We start from the raw sequence: 13,752 nt of genomic DNA, 5'->3' as shown, positions 1-13,752 counted from the left end.
CACGCCGTGAGTGTCAACAGGCCCTAGTCCGGGCATGACAGAAATGTCGTGGGCCTAGATGCATGACCGCCTATGCCGAGCTCCAGGTCACCAGCAACTACAGCTTCCTGCGCGGCGCGTCCCATCCCGACGAGCTGGTCTTCACCGCCAGGGCCCTGGGCCTCGCCGCCATCGGGATCGCCGACCGCAACACGCTCGCCGGCGTGGTGCGCGCCCATGTCGCGGCCAAGGAGGCCGGGATCAAGCTGCTGGTCGGCGCCCGACTGGTCCCGGAGGACGGCCCGGAGATCCTCTGCTACCCCCGGGACCGGGCCGCCTACGGCCGGCTCTGCCGGCTCCTCACCCTGGGCAAGCGCCGCGCCGAGAAGGGCGACTGCCGCCTGACCCTGGAGGAGGTGATCGGCCACGGCGAGGGCCAGAGCCTGATCGTGCTGCCGCCGGAGGCGCTGGACGAGGCCTTCCGCGCCCAGCTCGCGGCGCTCGCCCGGACCCTGCCGGGGGCCTCCCTGGCCGGCCAAATCCTCTACCGGGGCGACGACGCCCGGCGCCTGGCGGCGCTCGCCGGGCTGGCCGAGGCCTGCGGCGCGCCCCTGGTGGCCGGCAACGACGTCCTGATGCACGACCCGGGGCGCAAGCCCCTGCTCGACGTCCTCACCTGCATCCGCGAGCACTGCACGATCGATGAGGCCGGCTTTCGCCTGGAGGCCAATGCCGAGCGCCACCTCAAGCCCCCGGCCGAGATGGCGCGTCTCTTCGCCCGCTATCCCGGGGCCGTGGCCCGCAGCCTCGAGATCGCCGGAGCCTGCCGCTTCGACCTGGACCAGCTGCGCTACGAGTACCCCAGGGAGATCACCGGCGAAGAGTGCAGCCCCCAGGCGGAGCTGGAGCGACTGACCTGGGCCGGCGCCCGGGCCCGCTACCCCGAGGGCGTGCCGGAGCCGGTCGCGCAGAGCCTGCGCCACGAGCTCGCGCTGATCGGCGGGCTCGACTACGCGCCCTATTTCCTGACCGTCCACGACCTGGTGCGCTTCGCCAAGTCGCGCGGCATCCTGTGCCAGGGGCGGGGCTCGGCGGCCAACTCCTCGGTCTGCTTCTGCCTCGGCATCACCGAGGTCGACCCCGCGCGCCTCGACCTGCTGTTCGAGCGCTTCGTCAGCGCCGAGCGCCGGGAGCCGCCCGACATCGACGTCGACTTCGAGCACGAGCGCCGCGAGGAGGTGATCCAGTACGTCTACGAGAAGTACGGCCGCGAGCGGGCCGGTCTGGCCGCCACGGTGATCTGCTACCGCGGCCGCAGCGCGGTGCGCGAGGTCGGCAAGGCCATGGGGCTTTCCGAGGACACGGTGTCCGCGCTGTCCGGCGCGATCTGGGGCTGGAGCCGCGAGGGCGTGCGCGAAGAGCAGGTGCGCGAGCTGGGCCTGGATCCCGGCGACCGGCGGCTGGCGCGCGCCCTGGACCTGACTCGCGAGCTGATCGGCTTCCCGCGCCACCTCTCCCAGCATGTCGGCGGCTTCGTCATGACCGAGGGGCCGCTCTGCGAGCTGGTGCCGATCGAGAACGCCGCCATGGCGGAGCGCACGGTGGTCGAGTGGGACAAGGACGACCTCGACGCGCTCGGCATCCTCAAGGTCGACGTCCTGGCGCTGGGCATGCTGACCTGCCTGCGCAAGGCCTTCGCCTTCCTGAGGGCGCACTACGGCCGCGACCTTACCTTGCACGGTGTGCCCCAGGAGGATCCGGCGGTCTACGACATGCTCTGCCGGGCCGACTCGATCGGGGTTTTCCAGGTCGAGAGCCGGGCCCAGATGTCGATGCTGCCGCGCCTCAAGCCGCGCACCTTCTACGACCTGGTGATCGAGGTCGCGATCGTGCGCCCCGGGCCGATCCAGGGCGACATGGTGCACCCCTATCTGCGCCGCCGCGACGGCCTGGAGGCCGAAACCTACCCCTCGGAGGAACTGAAGGCGGTGCTCGGCCGGACCAAGGGCGTGCCCCTGTTCCAGGAGCAGGCGATGAAGATCGCCATCGTCGCGGCCGGCTTCACGCCGTCCGAGGCCGACCGCCTGCGCCGGGCCATGGCGACCTTCCGCCGGCTCGGCACGATCCAGAACTTCCACGACAAGTTCGTCGAGGGCATGGCCGCGCGCGGCTACGACCGCGACTTCGCCCAGCGCTGCTTCCGACAGATCGAGGGTTTCGGCGACTACGGCTTCCCGGAGAGCCACGCCGCCAGCTTCGCCCTGCTGGTCTACGTCTCTTCCTGGGTCAAGTGCCACTATCCGGCGGTCTTCGCCGCCGCGCTGCTGAACAGCCAGCCCATGGGCTTCTACGCCCCGGCCCAGATCGTGCGCGACGCCCGCGAGCACGGCGTCGAGGTGCGCCCGCCGGACGTCAACTGCAGCGACTGGGACTCGACCCTGGAGCCGGGGGCAGGCGCCGGGGAAGGGGTCTGGGCCCTGCGCCTCGGCCTGCGTCAGGTCAAGGGCATGATCGAGGCCGATGCCCTGAGCCTGGTGGCGCGGCGCGGCAATGGCTATCCCGATCCGCTCGCGCTCTGGCGCCGGGCCGGGCTCAAGACCAGGTCGCTGGAGGCCTTGGCGCGGGCCGACGCCTACGGCTCCATGGGGCTCGGCCGGCGCGAGGCGCTCTGGGCGGTGAAGGGCCTGCCCGAGGATCCCCTGCCGCTCTTCGCCGCCGCCGGCGAGGAGGAGCGCGGTGAGGAGCCCGAGGTTTCCCTGCCCGCCATGGCGCCGGGTGAGGCGGTGGTCGAGGACTACCGCGCGCTCCGCCTCTCGCTCAAGGCCCACCCGCTTTCCTTCCTGCGTGACTCGCTGAAACGCCGGGGCGTCATAACCGCCGAGCAGATGGCCGCCTGCCGCAACGGCCGCCGGGTCACGGTGGCCGGCCTGGTCCTGGTGCGCCAGCGTCCCGGCACGGCCAAGGGCGTGATCTTCGCGACCCTGGAGGACGAGACCGGCGTGGCCAACACGGTGATCTGGAGCCACGTCTTCGAGCGCTACCGGGCGGCCGTCATGAAGGCCAGCCTGCTGATCGTCGAGGGAAGCGTGCAGAAGGAAGGCCTGGTGATCCATCTGGTGGCCGAGCGTCTGACCGACGCGACCGAGCGCCTGATCGACCTGGCCGAGGCCGACCGGGAGGGCGCGCAGAGGTCAGCCGGCGCCGCCTTCGAGGCGGCCCAGGCCAGGGCCGACGAGGTGCGCCGTCCCCAGCACCCGATGCCGGCGAGCGGCCCCATCGCCCGGCACCCGCGCGACGTCAATCCCATGCCGAAGTCGCGCGACTTTCACTGACCGGCGGGCGGGGCTCGAAGGAAATTGAGCGGCGACAGGGGGATACGTCTGCTTGTTCCAATGCTTCGCGAGAAGGGCCTACGGCGTGCCGATCGGCCAAGCAGCCGGCATATCACGTGCTTTCGCCTCCCCATGGCGCACGACCATCGACTCGCCGCAGGGCGCGCCCGGGCGGAGGGAAACGGGCCACCTTGAGCGTCTGCCCCGTTAGCGCGGGACAGAGCCAAGCCTTAGCCCGGCTCAGGCGTTGGTGTTGGCCTCGATGCCCTTGTCGTCGAGCATCTGCTGCAGCTCGCCCGACTGGAACATCTCGCGGATGATGTCGCAGCCGCCCACGAACTCGCCCTTGACGTAGAGCTGGGGGATGGTCGGCCAGGAGGTGAAGTCCTTGACGCCCTGGCGCAGGCCGGGGTCCTGCAGCACGTCGATGCCCTTGAAGCGGACGCCCAGGTGGGTCAGCACCTGCACCACGGTGGCCGAGAAGCCGCACTGGGGAAAGACCGGCGTCCCCTTCATGAAGACCACCACGTCGTTGTCCGTGATCTCCTGCTTGATACGTTCGAAGACAGGGTTGTCCATGGTGCTCATTGGCGGCTTTTCCTCATGTGCTGCTAGGTGGCGGAAGTCTCAGGTTCCGGTCGGAAGGGAAGTCTGCAGCGCCAGGGCGTGGAGCTCGTCGCCCATGCGCCCCTGCAGGGCCTGGTAGACCATCTGGTGCTGCTGGACCCGGGACTTGCCTCTGAACGATTCCGAGATGACGTAGGCGGCATAGTGGTCGCCGTCTCCGCGCAGGTCCTCGATAGTCACCTGGGCGTCGGGGATCGCCTGCTTGATCAGCTGCTCGATATCTCCCGGGTTCATCGGCATGACATTAGACCTCGGCCTCTCTCACCTTCCCAATACGATGGGCGTCACGACCGCGAAGGGTCGAGGTCTCCCATGTAGCCCGGGAGCCAGTCTTCGTGGACCCGCGCCAGGTCGGCCAGCGATATGGGCGCGCCGCCCGGCAGTATCAAGCTTTCGCCGCCCGTCACACCGATCACGCCGACCGGCACACCGGCCGCCTCGGCTCGCGCCAAGACCCCGCCCGCGTCGGAGACGGCGATAATGTAGCGCGCCTGGTCCTCGCCGAACAACCACGCAAGAATTGAGGGATTGCCCGGCCCGGCCGGGGGGTCGACCCGGGCGCCCAGGCCGCCCGCGAGGGCCATCTCGGCCAGGGCCACCGCCAGTCCGCCGTCGGAGAGGTCGTGGCAGGCGCTCACGCCGCCCTCGGCGATCAGGCCGCGCACGAAATCTCCGTTGCGCCGCTCGGCCGCCAGGTCCACGGCCGGCGGCGGGCCGTCCTCGCGCCCCTCGATGGCGGCGAGATAGGCCGAAGCGCCCAGGTGGCCGGCGGTCTCGCCGATCAGGATCAGGGTCTGTCCGGCCTCGCTGAAGGCCAGGCCGGCCCGGCGGTCGAGGTCCTCGATGAGGCCGACGCCGCCGATCGCGGGTGTCGGCAGGATCGCCTCGCCGTTGGTCTCGTTGTAGAGCGAGACGTTGCCCGAGACGACGGGAAAGCCGAGCGCCCGGCAGGCCTCGCCCATGCCCTCGATGCAGCCGACGAACTGCCCCATGATCTCCGGCCGCTCCGGGTTGCCGAAGTTCATGTTGTCGGTCACGGCCAGGGGCTGCGCGCCGACCGCGGTCAAGTTGCGCCAGGCTTCTGCGACGGCCTGGGCGCCGCCGCGGCGCGGGTCTGCCCGGCAGTAGCGCGGCGTGCAGTCGACGGTCATGGCGAGCCCCCGCCGGGTGCCGTGGATCCGCACCACCGCCGCGTCGCCGCCGGGCCCGGCGACGGTGTCGGCCATGACGCTGTGGTCGTACTGTTCCCAGACCCAGCGGCGGCTGCAGAGATCGGGCGACGCCATCAGCCGCTTCAGAATCGCCCCGGTGTCGGCGGGGGCGGCCAGGCTGGCCGGCTCGAGCGGCGCGCGTTCGGGTGTGGGCGTCCATGGCCGGTCGTACTCGGGCGAGGCCTGGGCGAGGGGATCGATCGGCAGGTCGCCGACGGTCTCGCCGTGCATCCGGAGCACCATGCGCCCCGTGTCGGTCAGCCGTCCGATCACGGCGAAGTCCAGGTCCCACTTGGCGAAGATGTCCCGCGCCAGTCCCTCGCGACCCGGCTTCAGGACCATCAGCATGCGTTCCTGGCTCTCCGAGAGCATCATCTCGTAGGGCGTCATGGCCTCCTCCCGGCAGGGCACCCGGTCTAGGTCGAGCTCGACCCCGACGCCCCCCTTGGAGGCCATCTCGAAGGAGGAGGAGGTCAGGCCGGCGGCGCCCATGTCCTGGATCGCGACGATGGCGTCCGTCGCCATCAGCTCCAGGCAGGCCTCGATCAGCAGCTTCTCGGTGAAGGGGTCGCCGACCTGGACGGTCGGGCGCTTCTCCTCCGAGGCCTCGTCGAACTCGGCCGAAGCCATGGTCGCCCCGTGGATCCCGTCGCGGCCGGTCTTCGAGCCGACGTAGACCACGGGATTGCCGGGGCCGGCGGCCGCCGAACGGAAGATCCGGTCGGCCCTGGCCAGGCCGACCGTCATGGCGTTGACCAGGATGTTTCCGTTGTAGGCCGCGTGGAAGTTGACCTCGCCGCCCACGGTCGGGATGCCGACACAGTTGCCGTAGCCGCCGATGCCCGCGACGACGCCGGCCAGCAGGTGCCGGGTCTTGGGGTGCTCCGGGTCGCCGAAGCGCAGCGCGTTGAGGTTGGCGACCGGGCGGGCGCCCATGGTGAAGACGTCGCGCAGGATACCGCCGACGCCGGTCGCCGCGCCCTGGTAGGGCTCGATGAAGGAGGGGTGGTTGTGGCTCTCCATCTTGAAGACGGCCGCAAGGCCCTCGCCGATGTCGATCACGCCGGCGTTCTCGCCCGGCCCCTCGATCACCTGCGGTCCTTCGGTCGGCAGGGTCTTCAGCCAGCGCTTGGAAGACTTGTAGGAGCAGTGCTCGGACCACATGACGGAGAAGATGCCCAGTTCGAGCAGGTTGGGCGCCCGCCCCATGATCTCCAGGATCCGCTGGTACTCCTTGTCGTCGATGCCGTGGGCGGTGACCACGTCGGGGGTGATCGCCGTTCCGGCGGCGGCCGTGGTCACGAGAGCGCCTCCGCCAGACCGGCGAAGAAAGGCGCGCCGTCGGTGCCGCCCAGATCGGGGTCCGCGAGGCGCTCGGGGTGGGGCATGAGACCCAGCACCGTCTTGGCTTCGTTGGTCACGCCCGCGATGTTGCCGAGCGAGCCGTTGGGATTGGCCGCCGTGGTCGGGTTGCCCTCGGCGTCGCAGTAGCGGAAGGCGATCTGATTCCGGTCTTCCATACGGGCCAAGGTGTCGGCGTCGGCGAAGTAGTTGCCGTCGTGATGCGCCACGGGAAAGCGCAAGGCCTGACCGGTCTCGTAGCGGGAGGTGAAGAGGCTCTGGCCGGTCTCGACCCGGATGTGGACCTCCCTGCAGACGAACTTCAGGTGGGCGTTGCGCAGCAGGGCGCCAGGTACCAGCTGGGTCTCGGCCAGCATCTGGAAGCCGTTGCAGATGCCAAGGACCGGGACACCCTTCACCGCCCGGGCGACCACCTCCTTCATGACCGGAGAATGGGCCGCCATGGCGCCGCAGCGCAGGTAGTCGCCGTAGGAGAAGCCGCCCGGCAGCACGATCAGGTCGACCCGGTCGAAGTCGCTGTCCTTGTGCCAGACCATGAGCGGCTCCCGCCCCGTGGCCCGGTGCAGGGCGACCTTGGCGTCGCGGTCGCAGTTGGAGCCGGGGAAGACGACGACCGCAGCTTTCATGGAAAGGGATGCCTCCCGGCCTGTCCTCGTCCGCCTACTCGGGCGAGAGCTCGATCGTGTAGGTCTCGATCACGGGATTGGCCAGCAGCTTGTCGCACATGGCCTCGACCGCGGCTTTCGCCCGCTCAGGGTCCTGCTCGTCCAGGGAGAGCTCGATGACCTTGCCCTGGCGCACGTCGTGGACTCCGCCGAAGCCGAGGCCGTGCAAGGCGTGTTCGATCGCCTTGCCCTGGGGATCGAGCACGCCCGCTTTCAGAACGACGTTGATCTTGGCCTGCACGCCCAGCCTTCCGACTCCGCCCGCCGCCGCGCGGCGCGGCGCGAGACTAGCCACGCCACGGGGTGATGACAAGCACCGGCGAGAGGGTGGCAAGCCGGCCGAGCGGCCCTATTGCACGACCTTGGGGCCCTGCAGGTCGACCCGCGCGGCCTCGGGCAGCACGCCCAGCCGCCGGGCGACCTCCTGATAGGCCTCCTCGACGCCGCCCAGATCCCGGCGGAAGCGGTCCTTGTCGAGCTTTTCCTTGGTCTCGACGTCCCACAGCCGGCAGGAGTCGGGGCTGATCTCGTCGGCCAGGACGACCTGCACCTCCTCGTCCTCCCAGAGGCGGCCGAACTCCAGCTTGAAGTCGACCAGCTTGAGCCCGACGCCGAGAAACAGCCCGGAGAGGAAGTCGTTGATCCTGAGGGCCATCTGCAGCATATCGTCGAGGTCCTGGGTGCTGGCCCAGCCGAAGGCCGTGATGTGCTCCTCGCTGACCAGGGGATCGCCCAGCTCGTCGTTCTTGAAGTAGTACTCGACGATCGAGCGCGGCAGAGCGGTGCCCTCCTCGATCCCGAGCCGCTTGGAGATGCTGCCGGCGGCGACGTTGCGGACCACGACCTCGACCGGAATGATCTCGACCGCGCGCACCAGCTGCTCGCGCATGTTGAGGCGCCGCACGAAATGGGTCTGGACGCCGATTTCCGCGAGCCTGAGCATCAGAAACTCGGAGATGCGGTTGTTCAGCACCCCCTTGCCGGTGATGATGCCCTTCTTCTGATTGTTGAACGCCGTCGCGTCGTCCTTGAAGTACTGGACCAGCGTCCCCGGCTCGGGCCCCTCGAACAGCACCTTGGCCTTGCCTTCGTAAATGCGCGTCCGCCGCATCATGACACCTCGTCGTTGGGGACCGGCGAGCCGCATGACCACTCAGCGGTGCCCGAAAGACCCCTGATATAACAACCCCCACAGGGCAAAACAATGAACCTGCAGGCCCCGTCGGCCGGCCTAGGCCAGGCCCTCCTCGCCGTCCAGGGGCTCGAAGGCGGTGCGGTCCGGCGGCCCGGGGGCGAACAGCCAGATCGGCTCGCGGGCCTCGCCCAGGGCCGGGGCTGGCAGGGCGATCAGCGAGGCCGAAACCGTGCCGAAGCCCTCGGCGGTGGCGATCGTCATGGCGGCGAAGGGGTCGTCGCCCCCGGGCTCGGGGCCCGTGGCCATGATCTCCTGCCAGGCCTGCCAGTCGTCCGTTTCCGGCTCCGGTTCCGGCGCGGCCCTGAATCGGGGCAGGTGGCGGCGTATGCGCGGGCTGCTCTGGTCGTTGAGGTTTCGCGCCGTCAGCATGGAGAGGCCTTCGGGCACCTCGAAGGGCTCGATCCGGTCGGCCCGGCCACCCTGGTTGCGCAGCCAGAAAGCGTCGCGGCAATCCGCGATCAGCAGGTTGAAGCTGCGGTAGGCGGCGGGGTCCAGGTGGCTCAGGGCGGTGGCCGCCGCCGCGGCGTCGGCATGGTCGAGCGCTTCGAGCACCAGCTCGCCCCGGCTGCGCTTGCCCGCCATGGGGCCGAGCGAACCGACCCTGTTGAGAATCGCCGCCACCACGCCGTGATCGTTCACGCCGAGCCAGCTGCCGCCACCGGTAAGGTCGAGCCCGGCGCGCACTTCGGGCCGGTCCTCCCAATGGCGATCCGGCCCCCGCCAGGGGCGGTCCATCATCTCGTCCCGGTTGGCCGCTAGGATGATAGGCCAGTCATGGTCCGGCCGGCGCAGGATGACCGTCGTGCACACGATATGACCTCGCGTCCTTAATCTTAACCGCCACGGACCGTTCCCCGGCCGGGCGGTGCGCCCTTGGAATTGCGGTCTAGACCCGCGCGGTCAGCCTTGCCATATAAGAAGGGCTCCAACTGAGGGGACTCGCGCGAGATGACGACATTCAACGACCGGGAAAAGGCCTTCGAGGACAAGTACAAGCACGACCAGGAACTGCAGTTCAAGGTCGAGGTGCGGCGCAACAAGCTGCTCGGGCTCTGGCTCGGGGAATTGCTGGGCAAGTCTGACGCCGAGGCCGATGCCTATGCCAAGGAGGTGGTTGCGTCGGATTTCGAGGAGCCTGGAGACGCCGACCTGGTGCGCAAGGTGATGGCGGACCTGGAGGCGGCGGGGGCCGACCTGTCCGAGCACAGGCTGCGCAAGAAGATGGAAGAGCTCCTGGTCGAGGCCAAAGAGCAGATCATGAACGAGTAGCGCCGGCCGCGATCGCGGACGCCGCCGACTTCTCCTCCCGGCCGCCGTTGAGCACCCGGTTGAAGATCCTATCCACGTGCTTGGTGTGATACTCGGGATCGAAGCAGGCTTCCAGCGCGCCGTCCTGGAGGGTGACCTCGTCGTCGCGCCGCAGAAGGTCGAGGAAATCCCCTTCGCCGGCCCAGACTTTCATGGCATTGCGTTGGACCACCACATAGGCCTGTTCGCGGCTGAGGCCCGCCTGCGTCAGGGCCAGCAGCACCCTTTGCGAGTGTACAAGCCCACCCAACAACCCTAAATTGCGCGCCATCGCTTCGGGATAGACCAGGAGCTTCTCGACCACCCCGGCGAGCCGGGCGAGCGCGAAGTCGAGCGCGATCGTGGCATCCGGGGCGAGCACCCGCTCGACGGACGAGTGCGAGATGTCCCGCTCGTGCCAGAGGGTGACGTTCTCGAGGGCCGGGGTGACCGCGGCGCGAACCAGCCGGGCCAGACCGGTGAGGTTCTCGGTCAGCACCGGGTTTCGCTTGTGCGGCATGGCCGACGAGCCCTTCTGACCGGGCGCGAAATACTCCTCCGCCTCGCGCAGCTCGCTGCGCTGCAGGTGCCGGATCTCCGTCGCGAGATTCTCGACCGAGGCGGCGGTCACGCCGAGGGCCACGAAGAAGGCGGCGTGCCGGTCGCGCGGGATGATCTGGGTCGATACCGGTTCCGCGGCCAGACCCAGCTTCTCCGCCACATAGGCCTCGACCCGCGGGTCGACGTTGGCGAAGGTGCCGACGGCGCCGGAGATGGCGCAGGTCGCGACCTCGTCGCGCGCCGCCGCCAGGCGCGCCCGGTTGCGCGTGAAGGCGGCGAAATGGCCCAGGAGCTTCAAGCCGAAGGTCGTGGGCTCGGCGTGGATGCCGTGGCTGCGGCCGACGCAGAGGGTGTGGCGGTGCTCCTCGGCGCGTTGCCGCAGAGCCGCCAGGAGCCGGTCGAGGTCGGCCAGCAGTAGGTCGGCCGCCTGGGTCAGCTGCACCGCCAGGCAGGTATCCAGTACGTCCGACGAGGTCATGCCCTGGTGCAGGAAGCGGGCCTCGGGACCGACATGCTCGCTGACGTTGGTCAGAAAGGCGATGACGTCGTGGCGCGTTTCCCGTTCGATCTCCTCGATCCGCTCGACCTCGAACGCCCCCTTGCGCCAGACCGCCTCGGCCGCCTCCTTGGGGATCACGCCGAGGGCCGCCATGGCATCGCAGGCGTGGGCCTCGATCTCGAACCATATGCGGTAGCGGTTCTCGGTCGCCCAGATGCGGGCCATCTCCGGGCGGCTGTAGCGCGGGATCATCGGACAATACCTCGTCGGGCCTCGAGCCGGCAGAGAGGGCCGGCCCCAAAGGAGGCCAGCCAATCGGAGCGGCGGTCTCTTGTCAATGACCGCGCCCTCCTGGCGGGACCACAATAATGCTCCAGCGGCCGGGCGCCGGACCGGTCCGGGCCTGGTGCTGAACTGGTTGAAAATTATCAATTATTTCATGTGTTTATACTTGGCACCCTGTCATTGCGGGAGGGTCGCTCAACCGCCCAGCTGTTTGCATTCTCTTCAACTTTTTCAGCGATCTTAGCGACTTGCCGAACAGGCTTAACGGCCGGTTTGAAAAGGGGAAGAGAGCCCGAATGGCCGCCCGATCTCGTCCCCGACCCGAGGCTTTCCACGGGCGGCCGATGCGAGGCTCTCGGCTGGTCGAATGAACGCGTCTCTGGGCACTGCTGCGGAAGCGAACCTGCCGGCCGCCCCTGAAGCGATGAACGACTCCTCGCGCGGCGCGCTGGTGGCGCCGATCGTCGTCATCATTTTCATCAGCCTTCTGACCACCTGCGTGCTGGTCTGGGTCAGCGGCCGCGTGCTCAACCGCAATGCCGAAACGGTCTCGATCAATCTGGCCCGCTCCATGTTCGAGTTTCGCGGCGAGTCCCTGAAGGACATCACGAGCGATGCCGCGCTCAACGTCGAGAGCCCCGGCGCGCCTGCCGACCCCGCCGGACAAGCGGCGGAGGTCGGGCTGGGCGAGGGTTTCGCGAAGCGGCACGGCATCGCGGTCACCATGGTCTTCGACGCCGCCGACGGGGTCGTCCGGATCAGCCGATATGACCAGCGCGCGCCCACGGGCGTCGGCCAACAGATCCCGCCTGGCCTGCGCAGCTTGCTCTCCCGGGTGCGCCGCGCCGGGCCGGGCGAGGACGCATCGGCCTGGGGTTTCATGAAGCTCGGCGAGCAGGTCGGCCTCGTCGCTGCCGACCGAATTGCCGACGTGGCGGCAACCGGGGGCGGCGACGCCGTCCTTATGCTCTTCCAGCCTTTCGCCAAGGGCTTTCTCGAGCGCTACGCGGCCGAGTTCTCCCTGGCCGGACTGCGGCACACCTTCAGGACGCCGCCAGAGCCCGTCTCCCGCCTGCCACTCACCGGGATCGACGGCAGCAGGCTGGGCTACCTCGCCTGGAGCAGCCCGAGACCCGGCGACGTCGTGTTGTGGTATCTCATGCCTTCGCTGTCCTGCGCGCTCATCGCGGTCGCCTTCCTGCTCTATCAGTTCTTCCGCAGCACCGACCTGGTGCTCGAGCGCCAGTCCTACCTACTGTCCTCCCTTCGCCGGGAACGCGAGCTGCGGACCCTCAAGACCCGCTTCGTCTCGATGATGTCCCACGAGCTCAGAACTCCGCTCGCCACCATCCGCTCCGCCGCCGACCTGCTGGAACGCTACGAAGCGAAGATGTCCCCCGAAGACAAGCGGCGCGAGACCGAGGTCATCCGCGAATCGGTCGACCGCCTCGCCGGCATCATCGAGAACGTCCTGGTCATGGGGCGCTCGGACACCAAGGCGGCCAGGGCACGCGACGTGCGTCTCGAACTGGGCACTTTCTGCGAAGAGATCTGGAGAGAGGTCTCGGAGCCCCTCGGGGACACGCACCGCCTCGTCTTGAGCGGCTCGGCGGTCGGTCGGACGGTCTCGACCGACGACACGCTGCTCGGTTCCGTGCTGTCGAACCTCTTGCAGAACGCGATCAAGTATTCGCCCGGCCGCGACACGGTGATCCTCGACATCAACGCCCAGGACCAGGACTGCCTCATCGACGTGACCGACTTCGGACCGGGTATCAGCGCCGAGGATCAGGAGAAGATCTTCGATGCCTTTTACCGGGGCAGCACTTCCAAGGCCAGCAGCGGCACCGGCCTCGGGCTCTCGGTGGCCAAGGCCGCGGTCGAGCGCCTGGGCGGCAGCTTGACCATGGAGAGCGAGCTGGGGAAGGGGACCCGCTTCCATGTGGAGCTGCCGGGCCTGATGAAAAACCGCATACGCACACGGCGGAAGGATGAGACATGACCAAGATCCTTGTCATCGAAGACGAAAACCCGATCCGCGAACGCATGGTCAAGGCCTTGAGCTTCGAAGGCTACGAAGCGCTCGGCGGGGCCGACGGCCGTGAGGGCTTGGAACTGGCGCGGCAACACCATCCCGACCTGATCATCGCCGACATCATGATGCCGGAGCTGGGCGGCCAGGCCCTGGTCTCGCTTCTGCGCGACGATCCGCAGACCCGCCTGACGCCGATTATCATGGTCACCGCCCTGGACCAGCGCGAACAGCAGCGCCGCTTCATGGAGATGGGCGTCGACGACTACATCACCAAACCCTTCGACCTGACCGAGCTGCTCGGGGCGGTGCGGACCCAGCTGCGCAAGCAGGACTGGCGGGAGCACGACAACCGAGGCATCCAGGTCGAGAGCGGCACCGTCTACCGCTTCGCGAATCGGAGTTACGAGACCGACCGCCGGCGGGTGGTCGCGCCCAGCGGCAAGGAGTCCTTCCTGACCGGCTCCGAAGCGCAGCTCCTAGTGACCCTGCTGACCAACGCCAAGTCGGTGATCAGCCGGGACATGCTGTTCGAGGCCCTGCACAGGACCGCGTCCTCGCCGTTCGACCGCACGATCGATGTCCTGGTGAGCCGCCTCAGGCGGAAGATCGAGGACAACTCGCGAGCGCCCGAGATCCTGGTGACCATCCGGAACGTGGGCTACACGCTCGACGCCGACGTGACGTCGGACAGCGAAGCCAACGGCCAGGCCTAGA

The 13,752-nt window shown here is 68.8% G+C and carries 12 protein-coding genes; 4 read left to right on the top strand and 8 right to left on the bottom strand.

What is annotated here, in order from left to right; translation table 11 throughout:
* Positions 1-62: 62 nt before the first annotated feature.
* Positions 63-3,311, top strand: coding sequence for an error-prone DNA polymerase (locus QNJ67_13360; GenBank protein ID MDJ0609958.1), 3,249 nt, complete (start codon positions 63-65; stop codon positions 3,309-3,311).
* Positions 3,312-3,551: 240 nt separating this feature from the next.
* Here QNJ67_13360 and grxD read toward each other — a convergent pair whose 3' ends face one another.
* The 7 genes from grxD to QNJ67_13325 form a co-directional block, all read right to left on the bottom strand.
* The gene (gene grxD, locus QNJ67_13355) at positions 3,552-3,890 is read right to left on the bottom strand and encodes a Grx4 family monothiol glutaredoxin (GenBank protein ID MDJ0609957.1); all 339 of its coding nucleotides are present in this window, start codon (positions 3,888-3,890) and stop codon (positions 3,552-3,554) included.
* Positions 3,891-3,938: 48 nt separating this feature from the next.
* Positions 3,939-4,178: a BolA family transcriptional regulator gene (locus QNJ67_13350; protein MDJ0609956.1), complete on the bottom strand. Its 240-nt coding sequence runs from the start codon at positions 4,176-4,178 to the stop codon at positions 3,939-3,941.
* Positions 4,179-4,222: 44 nt separating this feature from the next.
* Complete coding sequence (purL, locus tag QNJ67_13345; protein MDJ0609955.1) at positions 4,223-6,451, bottom strand: phosphoribosylformylglycinamidine synthase subunit PurL; 2,229 nt, start codon at positions 6,449-6,451, stop codon at positions 4,223-4,225.
* Entirely contained in the window at positions 6,448-7,137 is a 690-nt protein-coding gene (purQ, locus tag QNJ67_13340) for a phosphoribosylformylglycinamidine synthase subunit PurQ (GenBank protein ID MDJ0609954.1), read from the bottom strand. The genes purL and purQ overlap by 4 nt, the downstream gene beginning before the upstream one ends.
* A 34-nt stretch (positions 7,138-7,171) precedes the next feature.
* Positions 7,172-7,417, bottom strand: coding sequence for a phosphoribosylformylglycinamidine synthase subunit PurS (purS, locus tag QNJ67_13335; protein MDJ0609953.1), 246 nt, complete (start codon positions 7,415-7,417; stop codon positions 7,172-7,174).
* Positions 7,418-7,525: 108 nt separating this feature from the next.
* Positions 7,526-8,290 (bottom strand): phosphoribosylaminoimidazolesuccinocarboxamide synthase, encoded by a 765-nt coding sequence (locus QNJ67_13330; GenBank protein ID MDJ0609952.1) that lies wholly within the window; start codon positions 8,288-8,290, stop codon positions 7,526-7,528.
* 117 nt (positions 8,291-8,407) lie between these two features.
* Positions 8,408-9,181, bottom strand: coding sequence for an NRDE family protein (locus tag QNJ67_13325; protein ID MDJ0609951.1), 774 nt, complete (start codon positions 9,179-9,181; stop codon positions 8,408-8,410).
* Between the two features lie 138 nt (positions 9,182-9,319).
* Between QNJ67_13325 and QNJ67_13320 the strand changes: the two genes are divergently transcribed.
* Complete coding sequence (locus QNJ67_13320) at positions 9,320-9,640, top strand: DUF1476 domain-containing protein (protein ID MDJ0609950.1); 321 nt, start codon at positions 9,320-9,322, stop codon at positions 9,638-9,640.
* Here QNJ67_13320 and purB read toward each other — a convergent pair.
* Positions 9,627-10,970, bottom strand: a complete 1,344-nt coding sequence (purB, locus tag QNJ67_13315) for an adenylosuccinate lyase (GenBank protein MDJ0609949.1) — start codon at positions 10,968-10,970, stop codon at positions 9,627-9,629. The two genes, QNJ67_13320 and purB, sit on opposite strands and share 14 nt — an antisense overlap.
* Before the next feature lie 400 nt (positions 10,971-11,370).
* Here purB and QNJ67_13310 point away from each other — a divergent pair, with 400 nt between their 5' ends.
* Both QNJ67_13310 and QNJ67_13305 read left to right on the top strand, forming a co-directional pair.
* Positions 11,371-13,005: a HAMP domain-containing sensor histidine kinase gene (locus QNJ67_13310; protein ID MDJ0609948.1), complete on the top strand. Its 1,635-nt coding sequence runs from the start codon at positions 11,371-11,373 to the stop codon at positions 13,003-13,005.
* A complete protein-coding gene (locus tag QNJ67_13305) occupies positions 13,002-13,751 on the top strand; it encodes a response regulator transcription factor (protein ID MDJ0609947.1) in 750 nt (249 codons plus the stop codon). The genes QNJ67_13310 and QNJ67_13305 overlap by 4 nt, the downstream gene beginning before the upstream one ends.
* The last annotated feature ends 1 nt before the right edge of the window (position 13,752 follow it).

The sequence above is a fragment of the Kiloniellales bacterium genome (assembly GCA_030064845.1).
GTDB lineage: Bacteria > Pseudomonadota > Alphaproteobacteria > Kiloniellales > JAKSDN01 > JASJEC01.
The sequence above is the reverse complement of the archived record's forward strand: the minus strand, read 5'-3'. Positions and strand labels throughout refer to the sequence as shown.

Coding starts and splice junctions, on each gene's coding strand:
- QNJ67_13360 (MDJ0609958.1), top strand. CDS start 63: ATGACCGCCTATGCCGAGCTCCAGGTCACCAGCAACTACAGCTTCCTG.
- grxD (MDJ0609957.1), bottom strand. CDS start 3,890: ATGGACAACCCTGTCTTCGAACGTATCAAGCAGGAGATCACGGACAAC.
- QNJ67_13350 (MDJ0609956.1), bottom strand. CDS start 4,178: ATGCCGATGAACCCGGGAGATATCGAGCAGCTGATCAAGCAGGCGATC.
- purQ (MDJ0609954.1), bottom strand. CDS start 7,137: ATGAAAGCTGCGGTCGTCGTCTTCCCCGGCTCCAACTGCGACCGCGAC.
- QNJ67_13330 (MDJ0609952.1), bottom strand. CDS start 8,290: ATGATGCGGCGGACGCGCATTTACGAAGGCAAGGCCAAGGTGCTGTTC.
- QNJ67_13320 (MDJ0609950.1), top strand. CDS start 9,320: ATGACGACATTCAACGACCGGGAAAAGGCCTTCGAGGACAAGTACAAG.
- purB (MDJ0609949.1), bottom strand. CDS start 10,970: ATGATCCCGCGCTACAGCCGCCCGGAGATGGCCCGCATCTGGGCGACC.
- QNJ67_13310 (MDJ0609948.1), top strand. CDS start 11,371: ATGAACGCGTCTCTGGGCACTGCTGCGGAAGCGAACCTGCCGGCCGCC.
- QNJ67_13305 (MDJ0609947.1), top strand. CDS start 13,002: ATGACCAAGATCCTTGTCATCGAAGACGAAAACCCGATCCGCGAACGC.